This is a genomic window from Jiangella mangrovi, assembly GCF_014204975.1.
Taxonomy (GTDB): domain Bacteria; phylum Actinomycetota; class Actinomycetes; order Jiangellales; family Jiangellaceae; genus Jiangella; species Jiangella mangrovi.
In genome coordinates, this window is the sequence record NZ_JACHMM010000001.1 from 4,192,701 (window position 1) to 4,217,676 (window position 24,976).

A 24,976-nucleotide genomic window follows, 5' to 3' on the forward strand; every position below is an offset into this window, starting at 1 on the left:
GATGGTGACGGTATCTTGGTTCCCGAACCGGGGCAACGGGAGGGTTGATGGTACGGCTCACGCGGGCGCAGACCCAGGAGCGGACCCGGTCCGGCGTGTTGGCGGCGGCCCGTGCCGAGTTCGCCGCTCACGGCTACCGCGACGCGCGGATCGACGGCATCGCCGAGCGCGCCGGAGCGAGCCGCGGCGCCGTGTACTCGAACTTCCCCGGCAAGCGCGCCCTGTACCTGTCGGTGCTGGCGGCGGACGCCGAGGCGGCGGAGGCGGGCGAGCCGGCGACGGCGGCCGCCGCGGACGTGTCATCGGCACGGGAGGCGCTCGCGGCGATCGCCCGGGTGCGGCTCGGGACCGACCTCGCGGCCGAGGTGCTGGACGACGACGCGTCGCGCGAGGCGTACGCCCAGCTGCTGACGCTGGAGTCGCTGGTACTGGGCCTCGCGCTGGAGCGGCTCGGCCGGCCGGGCCGCGGCGTGCGGGCGGCGGCGACGGCGCTCACGCTGCTGGCCGGGGCGCACCGCCTCGGGGCGACGGCGCCGGGCTTCCCCGACCCGTTCGACGTGGTCGCGGCCTGCGAACTGCTCGCCGACCTGCCGCCCGACCACGGCTGGCCACCCCCGTACCTCGGGCACGTCTCCCCCGCCGCCGTCGTGGACGAGCCGTGGCCGCCCGGCCTGCCCCCGGCCGCCGGCGACGGCGTCGTCCACGTGCTCGGACTGCACCGGCTCGAGGCCGCCGAGGAATCCGTCCGCACCGCCCCCGCCGGCGCGGACGTCACGATCGGGATCGTCACCGGCGACCCGGACGACCTGCTGCCGCTGGCCCGGCTCGTCCTCGCCCGGCTGCGTGGCACGCTGGCCCGCACGGTCCCTGCCCCGGCCCGGCCGCCGCTCCGGCTGCTCCTCGGCCCCACCGCCGACGAGCTGGCCGCTGCCGCCGGCCTCACCGTCGTCGACGACGACACCGAGGCGGCCGTCCGGATCACCGGCGGCCGGATCGTCGCCCGCGCGTCGGGCCGCGGCGCCGGCCACGCCGCAGCCGCCGCTGACGTGACTCCGCGAGTGTCCGACATCGGCATGTAGACACTCGCGCCAACTGTTGGCATCAGCGTCTACATGCGCGATCGGTTCATCCCGGCCCGGCGCCGACACGCCGGCCGGGCGCGCCTCAGGAGGCCTGGCGCTGCGCCCTCTTGGCGTAGACGCCCAACCCGCGCTCGGCCGCGACGCCGAAGGCGTCGCCACCCTTGGCGCGGCGGTCGTCGGTGCCCCACTCGCGGTTCCGCGGCACCGGCATCAGCCGCGGGACGTGCTTGGAGCAGTGGATGTAGGCCTCGTCGACGTGGACGGCGACCCAGCGCTCGGGGCGCCGGCCCGGCACGTCGCCGTCGAGCGGCTCCTCGGGGTGGCGCTCGGCGAACTCCGACGGCGACAGCAGTGCGGCGGCGCCGTTGACGTGCAGGCCGACGAGGTCGCGCACGAAGTCCATGAACAGCAGCCCGACGTGGGCGTTCTCGAGGATGTTGCCGGCGCTGGCCATGACGCCGTTGCCGCGGTACTCGGGCCAGGCGATGGTGCGCGGGTCGAGCACCCGCACGAACCCGGGCGGCCCCGCCCGGAAGGTGACGTCGCACTCGCCGCCGCCGTCGGCCGAGCCGACGAACATCATCTCCATGCGTCCGACGAACTCGCGCATGTGCCCGTTGAGGTGGTCTGACATCTGCTCGCGGTAGAACCGGTCAGCCCTTTCGCGGCTGCCGTTGGCCTCCTGCAGTGCGTGCTCACCGGCCGATCCCGGACGTCCCTGCCCAGCATGATCCGCGGCATGATCCATCGGTGTGTACCTCCACGTCCCCCGCCCCCGGGTGCGTATGACCCACCATGATCGCGTAAACATCACGATCTTCACTACAGGAATGCCACAATTCGGTCACGGCGTGAGTGAGGTCACGCCGGCGGGGCGCTCCGCTGCCGCTCGATCGCCTCGGCGATGCGCTTGATCCGCCGCAGCCGGGCGTCCCAGGTGGCGCCGACGGCGGACAGCTGCGCGACCGCACGGGCGAGCTGCGCTTCGTCGACCCGGTAGACGCGCTCGCGGCCCGACGGCGTCGCATGGACCAGGCCGACGCGGTCGAGGACGCCCAGGTGCTTGGCGACCGCCTGCCGCGTGACCGGCAGGTGTGCGCTCAGGCTCGTCGCCGTGCCGGAGCCCTCGGAGAGCAGCAGGTCGAGCATGCGCCGGCGGGTGGGGTCGCCGACCGCCGACCACAGCTCGTCGTCGACCGCGGTGCTCATCGAGCGACCAGCGTGGGCGCGTACGCGGCCAGCCGCGGCAGGAAGGTGTCCCAGCCGACCTCGTGCTCGCGGTAGGCCTCTTCGAGGACCGCGACCTCCCAGCCCTTCTCGCGGAAGCCGGTCTCGGTGAGCCGCAGCAGGGTCCCGCCGCGCGACGGCGAGAGGTCGAACGTCACCAGCAGCGAGTTGCCCGCCGCGGCCGGCTCGCCCTCGGGCGCCACCCAGCGGAAGGAGAAGCGGTGCGGCGGGTCGGCCTCGACGACGGTCACGGTGGCGACGTGCTCACGGTCGCCCCAGACCAGCTCGCCGACCACGCCGGGCGCGGCCTCGCCGAGGGAGGCGTCGTCGGACCACCATTCCTTGAGGTGCTCCGGCCGGCTCACGACCTCGAAGACCACCTCGGGCGATGCCTCGATGTGGATCTGCCGCTCCAGCGTCCCGTACTCCATGCCCGAGTCCTTCCGCAACATTTGGTTGCGATTCAGGCTATCAGAACGAGGACACGTCGCGCTCGACCACCTTGCGGCCGTGACGGCGGCAGCCGGCGGCGATCAGCCGGCCCACCTCATGGGTCCGCCGCCCCCACAGGCTCAGGTCGCGCCGGGACCCGTCGGCGAACCGGATCCGGATGACGCAGCGCAGCACGAAGGTGTCGGTGTGGTGGCCCACGCGGACCGACGCGAACGCGTCCCACCTCCACGACACGGCTCCGGCCGCCGTCGCGTGCACCAGGCCGTGCTCGCGCACCTCGACGTACTCGCCGGTCCCGGCCCGCAGCGCCCGCAGCAGCAGCCGCCCGCCGGACCACGCCAGCAACGCCGCGACCACCCAGTAGACGGCGCGCGCGATGCCGCCGTCGGAGCTCGTCATGGCCTCGACGGCGGACAGCACGCCTCCCCCGGCCACGACGGCGCCCAGCAGCAGCCGCCAGCCGTTGCGCTCCTCGTGCCGCACGAGCACGCGTCCCAGCCCCGCGTCGTGGGTCATGGCACGACTCCACCACCGCCGGATGAAGCCCCGGGTGACCTGCGGACGAGCAATCGGAGAACACCGTGTCCGGTTCCGGTGCCCGGCGCCGACGTCCCGGTCGGAGAGAGGAGAACACCATGAAGATCCCGGCACCGGTCACCACGAAGGCCCTGCTGACCGCCGGCCTCGTCGCCGGCCCGCTGTTCCTCACGACCTGGCTGGTCCAGGTCCTGGTGCGCGACGGGTTCGACCCGCGCAAGCACACCCTCAGCCTGCTGTCGCTCGGCGAGGGCGGCTGGGTGCAGATCTCGAACTTCGTCGTCACCGGCGTCCTGTTCGCCGCCTGTGCCGCCGGCCTGCACCGCGCGGAGGTGCCGGGGACCCGCTGGGGCCCGCGGCTGGTCGCTCTGCTGGGGCTCGGGCTGATCCTGGGCGGCGTCTTCGTCACCGACCCCGGCGCCGGTTTCCCGGCCGGCGCGCCGCCAGGAGCGCCGGAGGAGATCACCGTCACCGGCATGCTGCACAGCGCCGGCGCCGGGATCGCGATGGTCAGCGGCATCGCCGCCACGATCGTCTACGCGCGCGCCTTCCGCCGGGCCGGCGACCGGCACGACACGCGCGCCGCCCGCGCGTGCGTCCTCGCCGCCGTCGCGGCCGGGGCCGTCCTGATCTACCCGTCGCCCGACGGGTTGAGCCTGCGGCTGGTCGCCGCATCGGCCATCCTGTACGCGTTCGTCGCCGCCGTGGCGGCGCACGCGCGGGCCCGGGTCGCGTCGCCGGAGACGCCGGTGACGCCGTCCGAGAGGAGTGCACGATGAAGTACCTGATCCTGACCTACGGCACGCAGCGCGACTACGACCTGATGACAGGGGCGGGGGACGGCGCGGGCCCGACGCTGACGCCCGAGGACTTCGCGCCCATGCACCAGTTCATGCAGGAGTTCACCACCGAGCTGGCGGAGTCCGGCGAGCTGGTCGACACCAAGGGGCTGGCCGCACCCGTGCACACGCGCCGGGTCCAGCTGCAGGCCGGCGTCCCCGTCGTCACCGAGGGCCCGTACGCCGAGACGCAGGAGGTGCTGGCGGGTTACTGGCTGGTCGAGGTCGCGAGCTTCGACCGCGCCACCGAGATCGCGGCCCGGCTGGCGGCCTGCCCCAGCCCGGGCGGCATCTGGGCCGACGCCGTCGCCGACATCCGGCCGATCGACGAGTACAGCGGCGGACCGGAGCTCTGACATGACCACCGTCGAGGACCTGCTGCGCGCCCTGGCGCCGCAGGTCCTCGGCGCGCTGGTGCGCCGGTACGGCCACTTCGACACCGCCGAGGACGCCGTCCAGGAGGCGCTGCTCGCCGCCGCCACGCAATGGCCGGCCCGGGGAACGCCCGAGAACCCGCGGGCCTGGCTCATCACCGTCGCGTCGCGGCGCCTCACCGACCTGCTCCGCAGCGACCAGGCGCGGCGCCGGCGCGAGGACACCGTCGCGCAGTGGACACTCCGCGAGGCCCCGCCCGCGTCCGATGCCGACGACTCGCTGGTGCTGCTGTTCCTGTGCTGCCACCCGTCGCTCACCACGGCCGGGCAGATCGCGCTGACACTGCGCGCGGTGGGCGGCCTGACGACGGCGGAGGTGGCGCGGGCGTTCCTCGTCCCCGAGGACACCATGGCCCGGCGGATCAGCCGGGCCAAGAAGACCATCAAGGAGAGCGGGCTGCCGTTCGCCGCACCCGCCCCGGCCGACCGCGACGCCCGGCTGGGCGCCGTCCTGCACGTGCTCTACCTGATCTTCACCGAGGGCTACGCGGCCACGTCCGGCCCGCGCCTGGCCCGCACCGACCTGTCCGGCGAGGCGATCCGGCTGGCGCGGCTGCTGCACGGTCTGATCCCCCTGGACGACGACGGCGACACCGGCGGCGGCGAGGTGGCCGGGCTGCTCGCGCTGATGCTGCTCACCGACGCCCGCCGGCCGGCCCGCACCGGGCCGCACGGCGAGCTGGTGCCCATGGAGGAGCAGGACCGCTCGCTCTGGGACCGCGATCTGATCGCCGAGGGGACGGCGCTGATCACCGCCGCGCTCCCCCGCGGCGCCACCGGCCCCTACCAGCTGCAGGCCGCCGTCGCCGCCGTCCACGACGAGGCGCCGACGGCCGACGCGACGGACTGGGCGCAGATCGAGGCGCTGTACGAGCTGCTGACGCGCATCGACGACGGCCCGGTCGTCGCGCTCAACCACGTGGTCGCCGTCGCCATGGCGCGTGGCCCGCTGGCCGGGCTGGCGATGCTCGCCGAGCTGGAGGCGGCCGGGCGGGTCGTGGCCGGTCAGCGGCTGCACGCCGTGCGGGCGCACCTGCTGGAACGGGCCGGCGACACGGCGGGCGCCCGCGAGCACTATCTCGAAGCCGCCCGGCTGGCCACCAGCCTGCCACTTCAGCGTTACCTGGTGGACCGCGCGGACCGGGTGGATTCGCCCGCCCCGAATCGGGAACATGGAGACCCACCGAACACCGCGACGGAAGGTCCTGCATGACGTCTGCCGAGTCGATGCCGCAGTGGCCCGGGGCGGCCTACCCCCTCGGCGCCACCTTCGACGGCTCCGGCACCAACTTCGCGCTGTTCAGCGAGGTCGCCGACGGTGTCGAGCTGTGCCTGTTCGACCCCGACGGCACCGAGACGAGGCTGGCGCTGACCGAGGTCGACGGCTTCGTCTGGCACACGTTCCTGCCCGGCGTCGAGCCGGGCCAGCGCTACGGCTTCCGGGTGCACGGCCCCCACGACCCCAAGCTCGGGCACCGCTGCAACCCGTCGAAGCTGCTGCTCGACCCGTACGCCAAGGCCATCGACGGCGCGTTCGAGTGGCACCAGGCGCTGTTCGGCTACGACTTCGGCGACCCCGACAGTCGCAACGACGACGACTCCGCCCCGCACATGCCGAAGTCGGTGGTCATCAACCCGTTCTTCGACTGGGGCACCGACCGCCCGCCGCGCCGCGAGTACGCCGAGTCCGTCATCTACGAGGCGCACGTCAAGGGCCTGACGCGGACCCACCCGGACATCCCCGAGGACATCCGGGGCACGTACGCCGCCATCGCGCACCCCGTCGTCATCGACCACCTGACGTCACTCGGGGTGACCGCACTCGAGCTGATGCCGGTGCACCACTTCGCCAACGACTCCACGCTCATGGAGAAGGGGCTGTCGAACTACTGGGGCTACAACTCCATCGGGTTCTTCGCGCCCGACCCCAAGTACAGCACGGCCGCCACGCCCGGCTCGCAGGTCGGCGAGTTCAAGTCCATGGTCCGGGCGCTGCACGAGGCCGGCATCGAGGTGATCCTCGACGTCGTCTACAACCACACCGCCGAGGGCAACCACCTGGGTCCGACGCTCTCGTTCCGCGGCATCGACAACGCCGCCTACTACCGGCTGGTCGACGACGACAAGCGCTACTACCTCGACTACACCGGCACCGGCAACTCCCTGAACGTCGGCCACCCGCACACACTGCAGCTGATCATGGACTCGCTGCGGTACTGGATCACCGAGATGCACGTCGACGGGTTCCGCTTCGACCTCGCGTCCGCGCTGGCCCGCGAGTTCTACGACGTCGACAGGCTGTCGGCGTTCTTCGAGCTCGTGCAGCAGGACCCCACCGTCAGCCAGGTCAAGCTCATCGCCGAGCCGTGGGACCTCGGCCCCGGCGGCTACCAGGTGGGCAACTTCCCGCCGCAGTGGTCGGAGTGGAACGGCAAGTACCGCGACACCGTCCGCGACTTCTGGCGCGGCGAGCCGGCCACGCTGGGCGAGTTCGCCTCGCGCATCACCGGCTCGGCCGACCTCTACGAGCAGTCGACCCGGCGGCCGGTCGCCTCGATCAACTTCGTCACCGCGCACGACGGCTTCACCCTGCGCGACCTGGTGTCGTACAACGAGAAGCACAACGAGGCCAACCTCGAGGACAACAAGGACGGCGAGAACCACAACCGGTCCTGGAACTGCGGCGCCGAGGGCGTCACCGACGACCCCGAGGTCAACGCCGTCCGGGCCCGCCAGCAGCGCAACTTCCTCGCCACGCTGCTGCTGTCGCAGGGCGTCCCGATGATCGGCCACGGCGACGAGCTCGGCCGCACCCAGGACGGCAACAACAACGCGTTCTGCCAGGACAACGACCTCAGCTGGGTCGACTGGGAGGCCGCCGACCGGTCGCTGCAGGAGTTCACCCGGACGCTGACGGGGCTGCGCGCGGCCCACCCGGTGTTCCGCCGGCGGCGGTTCTTCGACGGCAAACCGGTCCGCCGGGCCGACGCCGAGGGCCTGCCCGACATCGACTGGCTGCGTCCCGACGCCAGCCCCATGACCGACGCCGACTGGGACGCCGGGTTCGGCCGGGCGGTCGCGGTGTTCCTCAACGGCAACGGCATCGCCGAGGTCGACGCGCGCGGCCAGCGGGTGGTCGACGACTCCTTCCTGCTCTGCTTCAACGCCCACCACGAGCCGCTCGAGTTCACCCTGCCGGGGCCCGAGTTCGGCGCCGCGTGGAACACCGTCGTCGACACCGCCGACGACGACGCCGGCGACCGCGGCGGGCCACGCACGGCGGGCGCCGTCGTCACCGTCCAGGCGCGGTCGCTGCTGGTGCTGCGCGCGCCGCGGGACGCCGGCACATGACGGCGCCGAGCTCGACGTACCGCGTGCAGGTGCGGCCGGGCTGGACGCTCGCCGACGCCGCCGCGCTGACCGGGTACCTGCGCGACCTCGGCGCCGGCGCGGTGTACTGCTCGCCCCTGCTGCGGGCGGCGACGGGGTCCGATCACGGCTACGACGTGGTCGACCCGCGGGTCATGGACGACGCGCGGGGCGGTGAGGACGGCTGGCGGGCGCTGCTCGCGGCGGCCCGCGAGCACGGGCTGGGCGTCGTCGTCGACATCGTGCCGAACCACCAGGGCGTCGGCGACCCGTCCCAGAACCCGGCCTGGCAGGACGTCCTGCGGCTGGGGCCGTCGTCGGCGTACGCGGGCTGGTTCGACGTCGACTGGGCGGCGGGCCGGCTGCTGCTGCCGGTGCTGGACAAGGAGGGCGGGTTCTCGCTGGCCGACGACGGCGACGCGCTGGTCGCGGGCGGGCTGCGGTTCCCGCTGGCGCCGGGCACCGGGCCGCGGCCGGGCGACTCCGCGGCCGACGTCCACGACCGGCAGTTCTACGACCTGGCCGACGCCCGCCGGGCCGACGACGACCTCACCTACCGGCGGTTCTTCGCGGTGACGTCGCTGGCAGGCGTGCGGGTCGAGGATCCGGAGGTCGCGGCGGCGACGCACGAGCGGATCCTGCGCTGGGTGCGCGACGACGGCGTCGACGGCCTGCGGGTGGACCACCCGGACGGGCTGGCCGACCCCGGCGGCTACCTGCGCTGGCTGCGCGGTGCGACATCGCCGGAGACGTGGCTGCTCGTCGAGAAGATCCTCGAGCCGGCGACGGACGAGACGCTGCCGGACGACTGGCCGGTCGACGGCACGACGGGGTACGACGCGCTCGCCGAGGTGGGCCCGCTGTTCGTCGACCCCGCCGCGGAGCCGGCGCTCGACCGGCTGTACCGCGAGCTGACCGGCGACGAGCTGTCCTTCGCCGTCCACGTCCTGATCGGCAAACGGGCGGTCGCGACGACGATCCTGCGCTCGGAGTTCCACCGCCTGGCCCGGCTGGCGCCGGACGTGCCGGAGGCGTTCGCCGCGCTGTCGGAACTGGCGTTCTCGTTCCCGGTCTACCGCTCCTACCTGCCGTCGTTCGGGACGGCCGACCTCGATACCGCGTTCGCCAAGGCCCGCGCGCGTCGGCGTAACCTCACCGCCGCGTTCGACGCGCTGGCGCCCCGGCTCGCCGACCCCGACGACGAGCTGTGCGTCCGGTTCCAGCAGGTCACCGGCGCCGTCACGGCCAAGGGCGTCGAGGACACCGCCTACTACCGGTACACCCGGTTCGTCGCCCTCAACGAGGTCGGCGGCGACCCCCGCGCCTTCGGCCTGGGCCTGGACGAGTTCCACGCCGCCCAGGAGCGGCGGCAGCAGCGGGCGCCGTCGTCGATGACCACGCTGTCCACCCACGACACCAAGCGCGGCGAGGACGTCCGGGCCTGGCTGGCGGTGTTGGCCGAGATCCCGGACGAGTGGGCCGAGCTGGTGCGGCGGCTGGCGGCCGAGGCGCCGATGCCCGACCGTCCCATGTCGTATCTGCTGTGGCAGACGGTGGTGGGCTTCGGCCTGGACCAGCCGGAACGCCTGCACGCGTATGCGACCAAAGCGATGCGCGAGGCCTGGACGTTCACCGGCTGGGCCGACCCGGACGAGGAGCTCGAGGCCGAGGTGCACGCCGCCCTCGACGCGCTGGCCGACCGGCCGGACCTGCGGGCGGCGGTCGACGGGTTCATCGAGCGGATCCGCCCGTTCGGCTGGTCCAACGCGCTGGGCCAGAAGCTCGTGCAGCTCACCATGCCCGGCGTGCCGGACGTCTACCAGGGCACCGAGGGCTGGGACGACTCCCTGGTCGATCCCGACAACCGGCGCCCGGTCGACTTCGCGCGGCTGCGAGCGCTGCTGGCGAACGAGACGCCGCCCGAGATCGACGCGTCCGGCGCGGCCAAGGTCTGGGTGGTCTCGCGGGCGCTGCGGCTGCGGCGCGACCGGCCGGAGCTGTTCACGTCGTACGAGCGGGTCCCGGTGCGCGGCCCGGCGGCCGACCACGCGATCGCCTTCGACCGCGGCGGCGCGATCACCGTGGCGACCCGGCTGCCCGTGGGGCTGGCGTCGAACGGGGGCTGGGCGGACACCGTCGTCGAGCTGCCGGACGGCCTGACCGACGTGCTCACCGGGCGGCCCGTCGACGGCGGGCCGGTCCCGCTCGCCGGCCTGCTGGGGCGCTATCCCGCCGCGTTGCTCGTTCCCCCGGCATGACGGACTTCGTAGTCTGGGCGCCGGCCGCGCGCCGGGTGCGGCTGCGCGCGGGCGGGCGCAACGCGACGGCGGTCCGCGCGTCCGGCGGCTGGTGGACGGCGCACGCCCCCGCGCCGCCGGGCACCGACTACGGCTGGCAGCTCGACGACTCCCCCGACGTCCTGCCGGACCCGCGCGCGGCCTGGCTCCCGCACGGCGTCGACGGCCGTGCCCGCGTCTACGACCACGCGGCGTTTCCCTGGACCGACGGCGGCTGGACCGGGCGGGCGCTGGCCGGCGCCGTCCTCTACGAGCTGCACATCGGCACGTTCACGCCGTCGGGCACCTTCGACGGCGCCGTCGAGCGGCTGGACCACCTGGTCGAGCTCGGCGTCACCCACGTCGAGGTGCTGCCGGTCAACGCCGTCGACGGGGTCTGGAACTGGGGCTACGACGGCGTCGGCTGGTACGCCGTCCACGAGCCGCTCGGCGGGCCCGACGGGTTCAAGCGGTTCGTCGACGCCTGCCACGCCCGCGGCCTCGCCGTCGTGCTGGACGTCGTCTACAACCACCTCGGGCCCAGCGGCAACCACCTGCCGTCGTTCGGGCCGTACCTCACCGACAGCGCCGGCGCGTGGGGCGACGTCGTCAACCTCGGCGAGCCGGCGGTGCGCCGGTTCATCGTCGAGAACGCGCTGATGTGGCTGCGCGACTACCACCTCGACGGGCTGCGGCTGGACGCCGTCCACGCGCTGTCCGACCCGCTGGCCGGCCACGGGCACCCGCACGTCCTGGCCGAGCTGTCCGCGGCCGTCGAGCGGCTCTCCGGCGAGCTGGGCCGGCCGCTGCCGCTGATCGCGGAGTCCGACCTCAACGACCCGGTGATGATCGAGCCGCGCGACACCGGCGGCCACGGCATGGACGCGCAGTGGGACGACGACGTGCACCACGCCCTGCACGCGCTGCTCACCGGCGAGCGGCAGGGCTACTACGCCGACTTCGGCTCGCTCGCGGTGCTGTCGAAGGTGGTTCGCGACGCGTTCCTGCACGACGGCCGCTTCTCATCGTTCCGCGGCCGCCCGCACGGCCGCCCCGTCGACCGCGCCCGCACACCGGGACACCGGTTCGTCGTCTGCCTGCAGAACCACGACCAGGTCGGCAACCGCGCCGCGGGCGAGCGGCTGACGGCGCTGGTCTCGCCCGCTCGGCTGCGCGTCGGCGCCGTCCTGCTGCTGTCGCTGCCGTTCACGCCGATGCTCTGGATGGGCGAGGAGTGGGGTGCGACGACGCGGTGGCCGTTCTTCACCTCGCACCCGGACCCGGTGATCGCCGCCGCCATCGGGCCGGGCCGGCTCGAGGAGTTCCGCAAGCACGGCTGGGACACCTCTGCGATGATCGACCCCCAGGACCCGGCCGCCTACCACGCCGCCCAGCTGGACTGGTCCGAGCCGGACCGTCCCGGCCCTGCCGAGCTGCTGGACCTCTACCGGCGCATGATCGCGCTGCGGGCGGCCGAGCCGGACCTGCGCGACGGCGACCTCACCGCCGTCGCCTCCGGGTTCGACGAGGCCGCGGGCTGGCTCGTGCTGCACCGCGGGTCGCTGCGGGTGGTCGTCAACCTCGCCGAGCGCGCGCAGCCGGTGCCGCTGACGGGGGCCGGCGGCGGCGAGGTGCTGCTGGCGACTGGCCCGGCGATGGTGACGGCCGACGGCGCCGTCGTCGAGCTGGGTGCGGAGACCGCCGCAGTCGTCAGGATCCGCCCAGCCAGCTCCGCAGCGTGACGGCGTCGCGGACCAGCGCCTCGGGGTCGTCGTCCTGGACGAACTCGAGCAGCGCGTACCGCTCGGTGTCGGCGGTTGCGTCGACGACGGTGTCGAGCACCGGCCGCCACAGGGACGCGCCGTCGGCCAGCGCCAGCCGGTCGCCGTCGGCGGTCCAGCTGAAGACGTGCACGGTGACCAGGCGCCTGGGCAGCAACGCATCGACCTCAGCGAGCGCCTCCGCCGGGTCGAGGCCGGGCCGCGGCTGCCAGTACGGCCGCAGCCCCGGGTGGCCGACCTCGGCGTAGAGCGCCAGCGCGGAGTCGAGGGTGTCGGTGAGCGTGCCGGGGTGGTGCTCGGCGGCGATCTCGACGCCCTCGCCGGCGGCCAGCTCGGTGATGCGGCGCAGGTCGGCGACGACCTGGGCCCGCTGCTCCGCCGACGTCTCGGCCGAGCCGGCCGGCCCTGCCCAGATGCGGATCCGCGGCGCTCCCAGCGCGACGGCCGTGCGCAGGACGTCGTCGAAGTCGCCGGGATCGTGCTGGCCCGCCCGGTAGTACGAGCCGTACGCCACCACGGCGACCCCGTGGTCCGCCGTCGCCGCCGCCGTCCGCTTCGCCGCCGCGACGTCGCCCGCAGGGACGTGCACGTCGTCGCCCCACTCGACCGCCGTCAGCTCCGTCCGCCGCAGCAGGGCCAGGATCTCGCCGACCCCCAGCTGCCGGAACGTGATCGACACCAGGCCCACCCGCACGCTCATCAGGCCTGCACCGCCAGTTCGGCGGGGTGCACCTGGTGTTGGAGCGGTTCGCCCCGGACCAGCCTTTCGAGTTCGTCGAGCGCGAGCGTGGTGAGGCGGTGGCACTCGGTGCCCATGGCGCCGGCGATATGCGGGGTGAGCACGACGTTGGGCAGCCGGTAGAGCGGGGAGTCCGGCGGCAGCGGTTCGGGGTCGGTGACGTCGAGGACGGCGTGCAGCCGGCCGGTCTCGCACTCGGCGGACAGGGCGGCGTGGTCGACCAGCGCGCCGCGGGCGGTGTTGATCAGGGTGGCGCCGTCGTTCATCAGGGCACAGGAGCGGGCGTCGATGAGGTGGTGGGTCTCGGGCAGCGCCGGGGCGTGCAGGGTGACGGTGTGGCTGCGGGTGAGCAGGTCGTCGAGGCCGGCCGGTTCGGCGCCGGCGGCGGTGACGGCCGCCGGGTTGGCGTACGGGTCGGCGACCAGCACCGTCAGGTCGAACGGGCGGAGCAGGTCGACGACGCGGCGCCCGATGCGTGAGAACCCGACGACGCCGACGGTGCGCCGGTAGTTCGACACGCCCCCGCCGGTCGCGGCGACGTCGTCGCGCCAGCCCAGCTCGCCGGGGTGGGCCCGGAAGCCGGCGGCGAACGCGTGCGCCCGTTTGCCGGCGGCCAGGACCGCGGCGAGGGTGAACTCGGCGACCGGGACGGCGTTGGCGTCGGCCGCGGTGGTGACGGCCAGCCCGCGGTCCCAGCAGGCGTCGGTGACGTGGTGCTTCACGCTGCCGGCGGCGTGCAGGACCGCCCGCAGCCGGGGCGCGGCGGCGAGCACGACGGCGTCCAGCGGCGGGCAGCCCCACGAGGTCAGCAGCACGTCGGCGCTGCCCAGCGCGGCCCGCACCTCCGGCGGGTCGAAGCTCGCGACCGGCCCCGGCAGGACCAGGTCCGCGAGCGCCTCGAGCCGCGACCGCAGCTCGTCGTCGAACAGGTCACGGTAGGCGGTGTCGGTCATGGCGAGCACGACCCGGACCCGTTCGTCGCCCATCCCAGCTCCCTCTCCATACGGCTCGGCGTCCAGGGTAAGCGCTTGCTTGACACGACGGAAAGGTGGATGAATCATCCAGAGTATAACGATTCAACCCGTAATACCGATCGTGGAGGCGTGATGCGCAGACTCCTGGCCCTGCCCCTGCTCGCGATCCTGACCACCACCTGGGCCGCCGCCCCAGCAGGCGCCGAGGAGGCCGACGAGCTCGCCACCGTGAGCTTCGCCGTCACCGGCCCGATGGAGACGGCGTTCGACTACGGCACCGAACGCTGCAACACGCTCGACCTGCCCGACGCGGCCGCCCGGGCGTTCCGCGACTCGTCCGGCGACGTGCACCTCATCGCGACCCACTACCTGCACTGGGCCTCGATCGGCAGCTCGCTGAACTCCGTCACCCGCGACTGCGCCCACATGATCTACGCGGCCGGCGCCAACTCGAACCCGGCGACCTACGACAACCGCGGCTGGCTCGAGACGTTCTGGACCGAGGACGGCGACACCATCCACGGCCTGGTCGCCATGGACTACCACCCGGAGCACTACGGCCTGACCTGCGCGACATCGGGCGACTGCTGGTACGGCACCACCGTCCAGGCCACCTCGACCGACGGTGGCTACTCGTTCACGTCGCCGGCCCAGGGCACGCCGCGGTTCGTCGCCGGCGCGCCGTACCAGTTCGACTCGACCCTGCCGGAGACCCTCGGCACGTTCGTCCCGTCGAACATCGTCGACGGCGGCGACGGTTACCTCTACGCGACGCTCTCGTTCGAGCGCCGAGCGCCCGCCACCGACGGCACCTGCCTGATCCGGACCGACGACATCGCCGACCCGGCCGCCTGGCGGGCCTGGGGCTGGTCCGGGTTCACCGTCCAGTTCGCCAGCCCCTACCCCACCGCTCCGTCGATCCCGTCGGCCCACGAGTGCGTCTCGGTCGCCAACTCGCTGGGCCGGCCGATCCGCAGCCTCATCAAGGTGGAGGGCCAGGACCTCTACCTCGCCATCGCCCACGGCACGGCGATCGTCGGCGGCGTCACCAAGACCGTGGTCCGCGCCTCGACGTCGACGGACCTGGTCACCTGGACGACGCCGCAGACGGTGATGGAGCTGCCGCGCTACGGCCAGTTCGGCGAGAACTGCTCGACGCACCCGAACCAGGAGCGCTACCAGTACCCGTCGCTGCTCGACCCCGAGAGCACCTCGATCAACTTCGAGACCACCGGCTCGACGGCGTACATCTACGCCACCGCGATCACGTACTGCAAGGGCCTGGACCGCGACCTCGTCCGCTGGCCGATCAGCATCACCGTGAGCTGAGCCCGGTCATCGAGGCACCCGGAAGGTCAGGTGGGTGACCCCGGGTGCCTGGACGACGCGCACCGGCTCGAGCTCCCGGGCCGCGGGCAGGGCGTGGAAGTACGGCGTGCCGCCGCCGAGCAGGATCGGCACCTGGTGCAGCGTGATCTCGTCGAGCAGCCCGGCCTCCAGGGCGGCCGCCGTCACGCCGGTGCCCATGACGGCGACGTCGAGGTCGCCGGCGATCTCCGTGGCGCGGGCGACGGCCTCCTCGATGCTGCCGACGACGGCCTGGGCGGCGGACGCCTCCGGGGCCGGGCGGTGGGTCAGGAGGAGCAGCGGCGCCGTCGGATGCGGGCTGCCGCCGCCGAAGCCGCCGGAGTGGTCGTAGGTGGTGCGCCCGACGATCACCGCGCCGTCGCGGCTCGCGAGCCGGTCGAACACCTCGGCGCTGGGGGCGGACAGCCGGAAGCCGTCGAAGACGGTGCTGGGGACGTCGCCGTCGAAGTACCAGTCGAACAGCCGCTGCCCGCCGCGGCCGAGCGCCAGCTCCGGGCTCGGGTCCGGGCCGGTGACGTAGCCGTCGACGGAGACGGACAGGGCGCTGATGACGCTCATCCGATCACCACCACCTGGACGTGCTCGGGCTCGATGGCGTAGACGACGCGGTCGGTGCGCGGCTCGTACGGCATCCCGACGTAGGAGTGGGACATCCGGTCGATGATCTCCCAGGCCCGGTCGCCCTCGATCTTCTCGACCATGCGGCCGCGGACGAGCACGGACGTGAGCTCGTCGGCGCGGTCCGTCACCGAGATCGCCACCCGCGGGTCGCCCTCGACGTTGCGGGCCTTGCGGGTGTTCTCCGAGGTCAGGATGGTGACGCGGTCGCCGTCGAGGCCGACCCACATGGGCACGGAGTGCGGCGATCCGTCGGGCAGCAACGTCGCGACATGGGCGGGGTGGCCGCCCGCGAGGAGGCGGCGGGCCTCGTCGGTGAGTTCGCTCATGAGGCGAGGCTAGGAGCGCTCCTCGCGGCGTTCTTGAACGAACCGGCCAACCCCGCCGCCCGCAGCAGCGGCGTGTACGACGCGGAGTGGTCGTGCCCGCAGGCACAGGTCTCGGCGGCGCCGCGCAGGAACGCCCGCGGCGTCACCCCGGTCAGCCGCACGCACTCGCGGGTCAGGTGCGCCTGGTCGGCGTACCCGGTGTCGACGGCGAGCCGTGCCAGTCCGTCGCCGGCGGGGTCGTCCCCCGTCGCCAGCGCCACCTGTGACCGGGCCAGGAAGGCCTGGAAGCGCAGGATCCGCTGCAGCGCCTTCGGCGCGATGCCGACCCCGGCCAGGCAGTGCCGGCGGAAGCCCCGCTCGGACACGTACAGCTCGGTCCCGACGGCGCCGACCTCGGCCGCGTCCCAGGGCATCAGCCGCCGCGTCGCCTCGGCGATCAGCGGCTCGGGCGCCGTCGCGCCGGTCCTCGCGGCGGCGGTGACCACCAGGTCCTCCAGTGCGGCGACGGCGGCCCCGTCGCTCGTCGCGGCCGCCACCCGCTCGCCGGCCGCGGCTGCCACCGTCCCCCACAGGTCCGCGGCATCGACGACGACGTCGGTGAGGTCCGCGACCGGCCGGCCCAGGACCGCCGCGGCCGCGCCGGGGCGGAACCGCAGCCCGACGACGGCGGTGCCGGCCGGGAGCAGCTCGAGCCGCGGACCGGTCAGCACGCCGGCGACCCGGGGCTCGTACCCGGCGACGCAGCGCAGTTCGACACCGCCGGTGGGCAGGTGCCGCTGCGGGTAGGGCGGCGACCCCGGCGCGATGCGCTGCACCCAGGTCGTCGTGACGAGGGCGGCCAGCCGCCGGGCCGGCGGCCGCTCGGTGTACGTCTGGCCGGCCACGACTGCGAGTGTGACAGCTCCGCGGGCCGGACGGAAGACCGGCGCTCTGTGCAACAAGAGCTGTGGATCGTGGAATGGAACGTGGTTCCATGACAGATAGTCTCAGGCCGCCCACGCCGTGGATCGCACCAGGAGGCGCCTCATGAGCTGGTTCCGCCACACCCACCGATGGAGTCTCGGGGCCGTCGCCCTGGCCCTGCTCGCCGTCGGCATCGTCATCGGCTCGATCCTCACACCGGGCGCCGGCGGGCCGGCCACGGCAGCGCCGCCACAGCTCGTCGACGGCGCCCCCGGGGACGAGCCGTCGCTGTCGGCCGGCGCCATGTGGTATCCGTGGGCGCCGGGACCCGGCGAGCTCGGCGCCGGCCCGATGGCCTTCTCCATCGACCACGTCGTCGACGGCCAGCGGGTCAAGAAGGTCGTGACGAGCTGGAACCGCAACGAGGACAGCCCGACCGCGCCGCTGCGCAACTCGCGCGCCGTCGCCGACGACGACGGCCAGGTGTTCGTGCCCTACGACGCGCTGCCGTCGACGTTCACCATGGTCGGCACCACCCGGCTGCGCGACGGCTCGCTGCTGTCGGCGAGCTTCGTGCCGACGAGCGTGAACCCGCCCGCTCCCACGCACCGCATCACGTTCCCGATGGCGCGCTCGACCGACCTCGCGACGTCGTGGACCACCTGGGACGCCCCGCTCATCGAGAACAAGTGGCGGCTGAACTGGTACCGCGTGCACCGCGACCTCATCGAGCTGGCCGACGGCACCATCCTCATGGGCGGCTACGGCAACGGCACGATCAACGGGGTCACCAAGGAGTACAGCCTCGTCTTCGAGTCCCACGACGGCGGGCAGACGTTCCAGCAGCGTTCCGCCGTCAACGCCGGCTCGCAGTACGGCACCAACGAGCTGGCCATGGCGCGCACCAGCGACGGCCGGCTGATCGCCGTCATGCGCGGGTCCGAGAACGTGGCCCGGCCGCCGTCGATGCCGCTGACCGTGTCGTTCTCCGACGACGACGGCCTGACCTGGGCGCCGCTGCAGCCGTACGTGCCGCCGGAGGGCATGCCGAACAACGGCATCCTGCCCAAGATCATCCTGCAGGCGAACGGACAGCTGCTGATGACCTACGGCCGGCCGGACAACAACGTGGTGGTCTCGCTCGACGGCACCGGCCGCACCTGGGACACCGGCGAGGTCGTCTATTCGCGGCACCCGGGCGACGATCCGCTGCGCCGGTGGATGGGCAGCAGCGGCAACATGGACCTCGTCCCGCTGCACAACGGCGCCTCGCTGGCATTCGGCGACACCTGCCACAACATCTGGTGGTGCCGCGAGTACGGCCACGACAACAAGATCTGGACCCGCCGGGTCGACGCGCTCGCCCCCGGCGTCGGCAAGATCGACCTCGCCACCAAGGTGCGGGCCGGAACGGCGACGCTGACCGGCACCGTCGTCGCACCCGACGAGCGCTTCGCCGAGCAGCGCATCGAGGGCGCCGTCGACGGCAGCTCCGAATACCGGTCGGCGGCCCGCTTCGCCGACGGCGGCAGTCCGTCGCTGACGATCGAGCTGGACCAGGTGTACACGCTGGACCGGATCGGCCTCATGCTGGCGTCCGGCGAGGAGAACAGCGCCCGCGTGCAGGTCTCCGAGGACGGCCGGCGCTGGAGCCGCCCGGTCCTCGACACCGGCGCGCGCACCGACTACGCGATGACCTACACCGACATCGAGCCGGTGCGGGCGCGCTACGTGCGGATCAACCAGGGCTCCGGCGGCGCGCCCCTGACCGCCGTCACCGAACTGGAGCTGTACGCGGCCGACCTGCTGACCTTCGAGAACGACGCGCCCACCAGCGTGCCGCGAACGCTGAAGGACACCCGCTACGCGTTCGTCGTCAACACGATCATCCCGAGCTACGACCACTCCGCCACGCACATGGCACTGGTCGACGCGGACCAGGGCGCGCGGGCGAGTGCGACATTCCCGGCGGCGCGTCCGTCGTCGGCGCAGCACGTCTCGTTCGGGTTCGAGGGCTACGGGTACGGCAGCGGCGCGCTCTGGGACATCCTGGGCACGAACGCCGACGGCGAGGAGGTGACGGCGTTCCGGCTGCACTTCATGGCCGACTGGACGCCGAACAAGATGAAGGTCCGCGCCTGGGACGGCGACTCCTGGGTCGACGTCGGCTCCGTCGGACCCGTCCCGGCGAACAAGACCTGGATGACGGTGACGATCGACAGCACGGCATCGGAGACGACGGTGAGCCTCAACGGGACCGTCATGGGCACCACGTCGCTCGCGCTGGCCGACGTCGAGGAGTTCACCGGGTTCCGCGCCGAGACCGGCCTGCTCCCCGAGGACGTCGGCAACATGGAGCACTCCTACGACGACGTGCTGATCGCGCCGCTGGACTGAGGTGTGCTGAACCGTTGACCTTGCCCGTGGGGAAAGGCCTAGCGTTCCTGACGTGGAGGACGCGCGGCTGTCCATCGGGCAGGTGGCCCGGCTGGCCGGAGTCACCCCGAAGACACTGCGGCACTACGACCGCATCGGGGTGCTCCGGCCGGCCGACGTCGACCCGGTCACGGGCTACCGCTGGTACCGCCCGGAGCAGGTCGAGCAGGTGCGGCTGGTACGCCGGCTGCGCGCGCTCGAGCTGCCGCTCGAGGAGGTCCGGCGGCTGCTGTCGCTGCTGGAGCCTCGCGAGTCCGGCGACGACGGCGCCGCCTTCCGGTCCGCGCTGGCCGAGCACCGCCGCCGCATCGATGCCCGGGTGACCCGGCTGCGCGGCATCCTCCACACCATCGACCACCTGCTGACCGATTCGGAGGGCTCGATCATGGCTGATGCTGTTGCGGTGGGGATGCTCGACGCCGAGACGCACCGCCGCCTGGGCGCCGAGCTGTTCAACGACACCTGGCGGCTCATGGAGCTGGAGGACCGCTCCCCCGCCGACGACGTGCTGATGATCCACCAGGCGCACGCGTCGGCCTACCACTGGCTGCAGGTGGGCACGGCGCAGAACGTGGCGCGCAGCCACTGGCTGTGCTCGCGGGTGTACTGCGTCGTCGGCCGGGGCGAGCCCGCGCTGTTCCACGCCCGGCTGGTGCTGTCGACCTGCCAGGACCACGGCATCGGCGACTGGGACCTGGCCTTCGCCCACGAGGCGCTGGCCCGCGCGTACGCCGTCGCCGGCGACCCGGACGAGGCGCGCCGCCACACCGAGCAGGCGCGCCTCGCCAGCGCCGACATCACCACCGACGAGGACCGTGAGCTGCTGCTCAGCGACCTCGAGACGATCCCGCATGTCGGCTAGACGCGGCGGGTGACACGCAGCAGGTACTCCTTCCGGTGCAGCGGGTCGTGGTCGGTGCGCGGCCGGTCCGGCGGCTCGCCCTGGACCGGCTGGTAGCGGTCGAACCGGGTCTCCAGGACACCATCGCCGCGGGTCAGCGACGGCAGCTGCTGCTGCAGCGCGTGCACGTGGGCGGCGGGGAGATCGCCGTCAAGGACGTACGCGGACCCCGTCGGCGACGGCGTCCCCGGCACGGCCCGCAGCCTGGCCAGCGCCGGCAGCACCTGGCCGAGGGTGTCGGCCGGGAGCTCCAGCTCGAAGCGGTGGATCGGCTCGTGCACCCGGGTGCCGGCCTCGCGCAGCGCCGTCATGAGGACCAGCGGGGTCAGCCCGCGGAAGTCGCCGGCCGTGCTCGACATGCTCTTGTCGAACGTCGCGTGCGCGTGGCTCTGCCGCGGCCAGTACTGCGACCGCGTCAGCACCACTCGGCAGTCCGGGACCTGCCAGCCGTGCAGGCCCTGGCGCAGGGTCTCGCGGGCGGTCTCGTCGATGGCCCGGATGAACGCCAGCGGCAGCGATCCCAGCTCGATCTCCAGCTCGAACGTGACGCCGTCGTGCGGGGCCGCCGGTTCCAGCCGCAGTCCGACGCCGGCGAGGAACGGGTTGCCGTCGTCCTTGATCAGCTCCGTCGCCGCGCCGGTCCCGGTGAGCCGCTCGACGTGGATGGTCGTCGACTCGCGGAACTCGACGTCGATGCCGTACTCCTCGGCGAGCGTCGCCTGGACGACCTCCTTCTGCACCTCGCCGTAGAGCGACACCGACACCTCCTGGCGGACGTCGTCCTGGCGCAGGTCGATGAGCGGGTCCTGCTCGGCCAGCTGCGCGAGGGCCGCGTGCAGGCGGCCCTTCTCGCGGGCCCGGCACGGGACGACGACCGTCTCGAGGGTGGGCGGGGAGAAGTGGTGGCCGGGCGCGTCGGCCCTGTCGCCGGCGGCCGCCTCGCCGAGGGCGTCGCCGATGCGGACCCCGGCGAGGCCCCACACCTTGGCGATCCGCCCGGCCACCACCTCCGCCCGCGGCACCGCGTCGCCGTCGTCGAACACGCTGATCGCGGTGACCTTGCCGGCCGAGAGCCGGTCGCGGGTGCGCAGCGTGCCGGCGACCATGCGGACGTAGGCGATCTTCTCTCCCGCCGGGCCGCGCTCGACCTTGAAGACGGTGGCGCGGGGCGGGCCGGCTGCCTGCTCCGTTGCCGCGGCTGCCGCCGTCGACGGGAGCAGCCGCGCGATCCCCGTCGTCAACTCGCCGACACCCGCCCCGGTGATGGCCGAGCCGGCGAAGACCGGGTGCACGCGCGCCTGCCGGGTCTGCCGGGCCAGCGCCCGGCGCAGCCGCCGGTACGGCACCGACGCCGGGTCCTCGACATAGTCGGCGAAGAGCGCGTCGTCGCCGTCGGCCAGCACGTCGAGCAGCCGGGCCCGGAACCCGTCGTCGCGCTCGCGGAACGGGCGGAACACCGCGTCCTTGGTGCCCTGGTGCTCCGCGGTGCCCATCGGGACGATCCGCGGGGTCAGCTTCGTCGCGAGCTGGTCGACGACGGCGTCCAGGTCGGCGCCGCCGCGGTCGAGCTTGTTGACGAAGACCAGGGTCGGGATGCGCAGCCGCCGCAGCGTGCGCATGAGCACCCGCGTCTGCGCCTGCACGCCCTCGACCGCCGACACGACCAGCACGGCGCCGTCGAGCACGCTGAGGACCCGCTCCACCTCGGCGATGAAGTCGGGGTGGCCGGGCGTGTCGATGAGGTTGACGGTGGTCGCGTCGCCGCCCGTGCCGATGGTGAACGAGACGACGGCGGACTTGATGGTGATGCCGCGCCGGCGCTCCAGCGCCAGCGAGTCGGTCTGTGTGCTCCCGGCGTCGACGCTTCCGACCTCGTCGATGACCCCGGCCGCGTACAGCAGCCGCTCGGTCAGACTGGTCTTACCGGCGTCGACATGCGCGAGGATTCCCAGGTTGAGCGTTCGCAATGAGCCACGAGTCCCTTGCTCGGACGACAGGTGTCGATGGGGTGGACCCGAAAGCTCGGCGCATGACCGCTCTCCCTTCTCGCTCGGCTGTGAGCGCCCAGTCGAGCACGTCCGTTCGTGGGACGGCAACCGATTTATCGCGAAGTTGATCTTGTCGGCGAGAGCAGCTAAGATCACTTATATGTTCGAATTCGCTGCTTCGCCTGAGGCTCCGCCGGACTTCGGTCCGCTGGAGGATGTGGGTTGGGTGGAGCCGTCCGACTCCGACACGCGGGCCCTGCTGGACCGGCTGGCCGCGTCCTATGCGGCGGCTCCCGCTGCGGAGCTGGACATCGACGCGGCCGCGGTCGGGCCGGAGCTGGCGACGCTGCTGACCGAGCGCGACCCCGCTGCCGCCGGCGACTCCCACGACGTGGTCGAACTGGTCGCCGGGTGGGCGCGGCAGGTCGCCCACGCCGAGGCCGGGCTGGCCAGGGCGCTCGCGGCGTTGGCCGCCCGGGTCGAGCTGCGACCCGCCGAGACGGGCTACCGCTCGGTCAACCCGGTCACCAACACCGCCGTCGTGGTGGCCGGACGATGCCAGCTGACGACCAAGCAGGCCGAAGGCATGGTCGGACCCGCAGTGCAACTCTTACGTGACTTCCCAGACACGTGGGCGGCGTGGTGGGCCGGGCTGATCGACTGGCGGCGGGTCCGCGCCATCCTGGACGAGCTCGGCGGGCAGGACCCCGATGTGCGTTCCCGGGTGGAGGCGGCGGTGCTGCCGCAGGCGCCGCACCTGGACTCCGTCGCGCTGCGCAAGCTGATCAAGCGGCTGCTGCACGAACTCGCCCCCGTCACGGTCGCCGAGCGGCACCGCCGCGCCCGCGAAGCCCGTTACGTCGCCATCACCCCCGCCAGCGACGGGATGGCCCACCTCGAAGCCCTGCTCCCGGCCGAGGACGCCATCGCCCTCAACGCCCGACTGAACGCCGACGCCGCCGACCTGAAACGCGCCGACCTCGCCGCCCGCCGGCCGGTCAGGACGAAGGACCAACGCCGCGCCGACGCACTGTGCGCGTTCGCCTGGGCCAGCGCCACCACGGCCGGAGGCCCGCCGCGGCGACAGGTCAGCGTGCACGTGACGATCCCGTTCGGCACGCTGGCCGGGCTGAGCGAGGAGCCGGGCGAGCTCGAGGGCTACGGACCCATACCCGCCCACATCGCCCGCAAGCTCGCCGCCGAAGGGGTATGGCGATGGCTGGCCACCGATCCCGGCAGCGGGCGGGTCATGGATCTCGGCCGGACCACGTACCGGCCCACCAAGGCGCTCGCCGACTTCATCATCGCCCGCGACCGGACCTGCCGCATGCCCGGCTGCCACCGCCCCGCCCGCTACTGCCACATCGACCACCGCGACCCCTACCAGAACGGCGGGGCCACCTCAGCGGCCAACTGCCAGTGCCTCTGCGAGACCCACCACCTGCTCAAACACCACGGACACTGGCGCTGCGCCACCCTGCCCAACGGCACCACCGTCTGGACCAGCCCCACCGGCCACCGCTTCCTGAAACCACCCGCACGGGCAGGCTAGTGTCACGGTTCGAGGTGGGACAGCATTGCGGACACTGGGTGACCGCAATCGGGCCTAGGTTGCTGACATGCACGAGCGACTCGACGGGCGCCGGCTGAGCCGGGCGACGCTCGCACGGCAGCATCTGCTCGTCCGCGTCGACCGGCGGCCGCTGGACGTCGCGCGCGACCTCGTGGGGCTGCAGGGACAGGAACCGGCCCCGCCGTACGTCATGCTGTGGAACCGTATCGACGGGTTCACGGTCGACGGGCTGACGACGCTGCAGCTGGACCGCAGCGTCGTCCGGGCGACGCTGTTCCGCGGCACGCTGCACATGGTCGCCACCGACGACTACCTGTGGCTGCGGCCCATGCTGGCACCGATGCTCGAACGCCGGCAGCGCGGCGCGTGGGGCAAGGCCCTCGACGGCGTCGACCTCGACCAGCTGGCCAAGACGGCGGCCGGGCTGCTCGACGGCGGCACCCTCACCCGGCCGAGGCTCAGCCGGGCGCTCGCCGAGCAGTGGCCGGACCACAGCCCGATGGCGCTGGCCCGCTCGATCCAGGGCCTGCTGCCGGTGGTGCACCCGCCGCCCGACGGCCTGTGGGACCGGCGCGGCCCGGCGCACATCGCGCTCGCCCGCACCTGGCTCGGCCGCCCGCTCTCCCCAGGCGTCGCGCCGAGCACGCTCGTGCGCCGCTACCTCGCCGCGTTCGGCCCGGCCACCGTCAAGGACGTCCAGGCGTGGAGCGGGCTGACCCGGCTGCGCGAGGTGGTCGACGGTATGCGGCCGCAGCTGGTCACGTTCACCGGCGAGCACGGCGAGGAGCTGTTCGACGTCCCCGACGCGCCCCGGCCCGACCCGGACACCCCGGCGCCGCCGCGACTGCTCGCCCCGCTCGACAACCTCGTCCTCGGCTACGCCGACCGCGGCCGCCTGGTCGGCCCGGACGCGGCGGCGCGCGTCGGCTGGGAGGCCGCCGTCCTGGTCGACGGCAAGGTCCGCGGCTTCTGGACGGTCGCCCGCGACGACGGCGCCGCCACCCTGACGGTCGAGCTGCTCGGGCCGGTCGGCGCGGCCGCGGAAGAGGCGCTCGAAACCGAGGCCGCAGGACTGCTGGCGTTCATCGCTCCCGCGGCCGAGCGCCGCGACGTCCGGCTGCGGGTGCCGGCCGGACATGGCTGACAGAC

Annotated in this window: 22 protein-coding genes; 12 read left to right on the top strand and 10 right to left on the bottom strand. The window is 73.4% G+C overall.

The window, feature by feature from the left end; genetic code table 11:
• Positions 1-47 precede the first annotated feature (47 nt).
• The gene (locus HD601_RS19490; RefSeq protein ID WP_184824641.1) at positions 48-1,079 is read left to right on the top strand and encodes a TetR/AcrR family transcriptional regulator; all 1,032 of its coding nucleotides are present in this window, start codon (positions 48-50) and stop codon (positions 1,077-1,079) included.
• An 85-nt stretch (positions 1,080-1,164) separates the two neighbouring features.
• Here the strand turns inward: HD601_RS19490 and HD601_RS19495 are convergent, their stop codons facing one another.
• The 4 genes from HD601_RS19495 to HD601_RS19510 all read right to left on the bottom strand — a co-directional run bounded on the left by HD601_RS19495 (position 1,165) and on the right by HD601_RS19510 (position 3,278).
• Positions 1,165-1,830, bottom strand: coding sequence for a pyridoxamine 5'-phosphate oxidase family protein (locus HD601_RS19495; RefSeq protein ID WP_184824643.1), 666 nt, complete (start codon positions 1,828-1,830; stop codon positions 1,165-1,167).
• Positions 1,831-1,943: 113 nt separating this feature from the next.
• Positions 1,944-2,291, bottom strand: coding sequence for an ArsR/SmtB family transcription factor (locus tag HD601_RS19500; RefSeq protein WP_184824645.1), 348 nt, complete (start codon positions 2,289-2,291; stop codon positions 1,944-1,946).
• Positions 2,288-2,740, bottom strand: a complete 453-nt coding sequence (locus tag HD601_RS19505) for an SRPBCC family protein (protein WP_184824647.1) — start codon at positions 2,738-2,740, stop codon at positions 2,288-2,290. Before HD601_RS19505 ends, HD601_RS19500 begins: the two co-directional genes overlap by 4 nt.
• A 40-nt stretch (positions 2,741-2,780) precedes the next feature.
• Complete coding sequence (locus HD601_RS19510; protein ID WP_184824649.1) at positions 2,781-3,278, bottom strand: hypothetical protein; 498 nt, start codon at positions 3,276-3,278, stop codon at positions 2,781-2,783.
• A 119-nt stretch (positions 3,279-3,397) separates the two neighbouring features.
• Between HD601_RS19510 and HD601_RS19515 the strand changes: the two genes are divergently transcribed.
• Genes HD601_RS19515 through treZ form a run of 6 tightly spaced genes read left to right on the top strand, consistent with a single transcriptional unit; the run spans position 3,398 to position 11,959 of the window.
• Positions 3,398-4,078 (top strand): DUF998 domain-containing protein, encoded by a 681-nt coding sequence (locus HD601_RS19515; RefSeq protein WP_184824651.1) that lies wholly within the window; start codon positions 3,398-3,400, stop codon positions 4,076-4,078.
• Positions 4,075-4,494, top strand: a complete 420-nt coding sequence (locus HD601_RS19520; RefSeq protein ID WP_184824653.1) for a YciI family protein — start codon at positions 4,075-4,077, stop codon at positions 4,492-4,494. Before HD601_RS19515 ends, HD601_RS19520 begins: the two co-directional genes overlap by 4 nt.
• 1 nt (position 4,495) lies before the next feature.
• The gene (locus HD601_RS19525) at positions 4,496-5,785 is read left to right on the top strand and encodes an RNA polymerase sigma factor (RefSeq protein WP_184824655.1); all 1,290 of its coding nucleotides are present in this window, start codon (positions 4,496-4,498) and stop codon (positions 5,783-5,785) included.
• Positions 5,782-7,923 carry a glycogen debranching protein GlgX gene (glgX, locus tag HD601_RS19530; protein WP_184824657.1) on the top strand — a complete coding sequence of 714 codons (2,142 nt, stop codon included), beginning with the start codon at positions 5,782-5,784 and terminating at the stop codon, positions 7,921-7,923. The genes HD601_RS19525 and glgX overlap by 4 nt, the downstream gene beginning before the upstream one ends.
• Positions 7,920-10,199, top strand: coding sequence for a malto-oligosyltrehalose synthase (gene treY / locus HD601_RS19535; RefSeq protein WP_184824659.1), 2,280 nt, complete (start codon positions 7,920-7,922; stop codon positions 10,197-10,199). The genes glgX and treY overlap by 4 nt, the downstream gene beginning before the upstream one ends.
• A complete protein-coding gene (gene treZ / locus HD601_RS19540; RefSeq protein WP_184824661.1) occupies positions 10,196-11,959 on the top strand; it encodes a malto-oligosyltrehalose trehalohydrolase in 1,764 nt (587 codons plus the stop codon). Before treY ends, treZ begins: the two co-directional genes overlap by 4 nt.
• On the opposite strand, the gene HD601_RS19545 is transcribed toward treZ, so the two are convergent.
• Both HD601_RS19545 and HD601_RS19550 read right to left on the bottom strand, forming a co-directional pair.
• A complete protein-coding gene (locus HD601_RS19545) occupies positions 11,928-12,698 on the bottom strand; it encodes a sugar phosphate isomerase/epimerase family protein (RefSeq protein WP_184824663.1) in 771 nt (256 codons plus the stop codon). The two genes, treZ and HD601_RS19545, sit on opposite strands and share 32 nt — an antisense overlap.
• Positions 12,698-13,723 (bottom strand): hydroxyacid dehydrogenase, encoded by a 1,026-nt coding sequence (locus HD601_RS19550; protein WP_184824665.1) that lies wholly within the window; start codon positions 13,721-13,723, stop codon positions 12,698-12,700. The genes HD601_RS19545 and HD601_RS19550 overlap by 1 nt, the downstream gene beginning before the upstream one ends.
• Before the next feature lie 120 nt (positions 13,724-13,843).
• Here HD601_RS19550 and HD601_RS19555 point away from each other — a divergent pair, with 120 nt between their 5' ends.
• On the top strand, positions 13,844-15,040 hold the full coding sequence (locus HD601_RS19555) for a hypothetical protein (protein WP_184824666.1): 1,197 nt from the start codon (positions 13,844-13,846) through the stop codon (positions 15,038-15,040).
• Positions 15,041-15,046: 6 nt separating this feature from the next.
• Here the strand turns inward: HD601_RS19555 and HD601_RS19560 are convergent, their stop codons facing one another.
• From HD601_RS19560 to HD601_RS35885, 3 genes are read right to left on the bottom strand one after another with little or no spacing between them, the layout of a single operon-like run.
• The gene (locus HD601_RS19560) at positions 15,047-15,637 is read right to left on the bottom strand and encodes a dihydrofolate reductase family protein (protein ID WP_184824668.1); all 591 of its coding nucleotides are present in this window, start codon (positions 15,635-15,637) and stop codon (positions 15,047-15,049) included.
• Positions 15,634-16,026, bottom strand: a complete 393-nt coding sequence (locus tag HD601_RS19565; RefSeq protein WP_184824670.1) for a TIGR03618 family F420-dependent PPOX class oxidoreductase — start codon at positions 16,024-16,026, stop codon at positions 15,634-15,636. Before HD601_RS19565 ends, HD601_RS19560 begins: the two co-directional genes overlap by 4 nt.
• The gene (locus tag HD601_RS35885) at positions 16,023-16,910 is read right to left on the bottom strand and encodes a DUF6597 domain-containing transcriptional factor (RefSeq protein WP_184824673.1); all 888 of its coding nucleotides are present in this window, start codon (positions 16,908-16,910) and stop codon (positions 16,023-16,025) included. The genes HD601_RS19565 and HD601_RS35885 overlap by 4 nt, the downstream gene beginning before the upstream one ends.
• Positions 16,911-17,052: 142 nt before the next feature.
• Between HD601_RS35885 and HD601_RS19575 the strand changes: the two genes are divergently transcribed.
• Both HD601_RS19575 and HD601_RS19580 read left to right on the top strand, forming a co-directional pair.
• Positions 17,053-19,326: a discoidin domain-containing protein gene (locus HD601_RS19575; protein ID WP_184824675.1), complete on the top strand. Its 2,274-nt coding sequence runs from the start codon at positions 17,053-17,055 to the stop codon at positions 19,324-19,326.
• Positions 19,327-19,378: 52 nt separating this feature from the next.
• Positions 19,379-20,227 carry a MerR family transcriptional regulator gene (locus HD601_RS19580; protein ID WP_184824677.1) on the top strand — a complete coding sequence of 283 codons (849 nt, stop codon included), beginning with the start codon at positions 19,379-19,381 and terminating at the stop codon, positions 20,225-20,227.
• Here HD601_RS19580 and HD601_RS19585 read toward each other — a convergent pair.
• On the bottom strand, positions 20,224-22,233 hold the full coding sequence (locus HD601_RS19585) for an elongation factor G (RefSeq protein WP_184824679.1): 2,010 nt from the start codon (positions 22,231-22,233) through the stop codon (positions 20,224-20,226). The two genes, HD601_RS19580 and HD601_RS19585, sit on opposite strands and share 4 nt — an antisense overlap.
• Before the next feature lie 247 nt (positions 22,234-22,480).
• On the opposite strand from HD601_RS19585, the gene HD601_RS19590 reads away from it, so the two are divergent.
• Positions 22,481-23,806: a DUF222 domain-containing protein gene (locus HD601_RS19590; protein WP_184824681.1), complete on the top strand. Its 1,326-nt coding sequence runs from the start codon at positions 22,481-22,483 to the stop codon at positions 23,804-23,806.
• Positions 23,807-23,873: 67 nt separating this feature from the next.
• Entirely contained in the window at positions 23,874-24,971 is a 1,098-nt protein-coding gene (locus HD601_RS19595) for a winged helix DNA-binding domain-containing protein (protein WP_184824683.1), read from the top strand.
• Positions 24,972-24,976 lie beyond the last annotated feature (5 nt).